Origin of the sequence: Mesorhizobium sp. M0664 (genome assembly GCF_040320565.1) — a bacterium.
In the GTDB taxonomy this organism is placed as follows: domain Bacteria; phylum Pseudomonadota; class Alphaproteobacteria; order Rhizobiales; family Rhizobiaceae; genus Mesorhizobium.
On sequence record NZ_JAMYPW010000113.1, the window covers coordinates 1 to 976 of the forward strand.

The 976-nt window shown below is 62.4% G+C and carries 1 protein-coding gene; it reads left to right on the forward strand.

Annotated elements, in window-relative coordinates; all coding sequences use genetic code 11:
* Positions 1 to 891 (forward strand): transposase (locus NKI39_RS34180; RefSeq protein WP_352837558.1); only part of this gene is annotated, 891 nt, incomplete at its 5' end.
* Positions 892 to 976: the final 85 nt, after the last annotated feature.

Below are 976 nucleotides of genomic sequence, written 5' to 3' on the forward strand. Positions count from 1 at the left end.
ACGGCCGAGGACCTCAATCCCAAAGCCAAGCGGGCCGTGGCTGAGTATCTCGCCACTCTGGATGACGCCGCCTTCGGGGCCGCCACGCCGGTGGAGCCCAAGTTCGTCTCCCCTGTTGATCCCGCCGCGCGCTGGACTGCCGCTTGGGGTGGCCCAGCCGTCTATGCCTATTGCACGAACTATTTGATCGACGTGGAGCACGCCATCATCGTGGACGTGGAGCCCTCGACCGCGGTGCGCCAAGCCGAGGTGACGGCCGCCAAGACTATGATCGAGCGGGCGCACGACGAGCTCGGCCTCTGGCCGGAGCGGCTGATTGCCGACACCGGCTACGGCTCGGCCGAAATGCTGAACTGGTTGGTGCATGAGCGTGGGATCGAGCCGCATATCCCGGTCTTCGACAAGTCTAGGCGCAAGGATGGCACCTTCTCGCGCGACGACTTCACCTACGACCATAAGGCCGATACATACATCTGTCCTGGCGGGAAGACGCTCAGGCAGCGCCAGAAGACCTATCGGATGCCACACCCTCTCGTCGACGAGAATGGCATGATGCGCTATCGCGCCAGCAAGCTGGATTGCGACGCCTGTGCCCTGAAGCCCAGCTGTTGCCCGAAGGAGCCGGCGCGCAAGGTGCTGCGCTCGATCTATGAGGGCGCGCGCGACATGGCCCGCGACATCGCAAAGACAGACGCCTACCAGACCTCACGCTATCAGCGGAAGAAGGTGGAGATGCTGTTCGCGCACCTCAAGCGCATCCTGAAGCTCGATCGATTGCGATTGCGCGGCCCCTGTGGTGCCCGCGATGAGTTCCACCTTGCAGCCATCGCCCAGAACCTCAGGAAATTGGCCAAGATTTGCACCCTCGGAACAAACGTCCGAGCCACTTAAGGCGAGGAGGTCGCGTCGACCTTAATCAAGACGCTTCGGTGCGAGTGGATCCACGGCTTCATCGCCGACTTCTTCAACACTATCG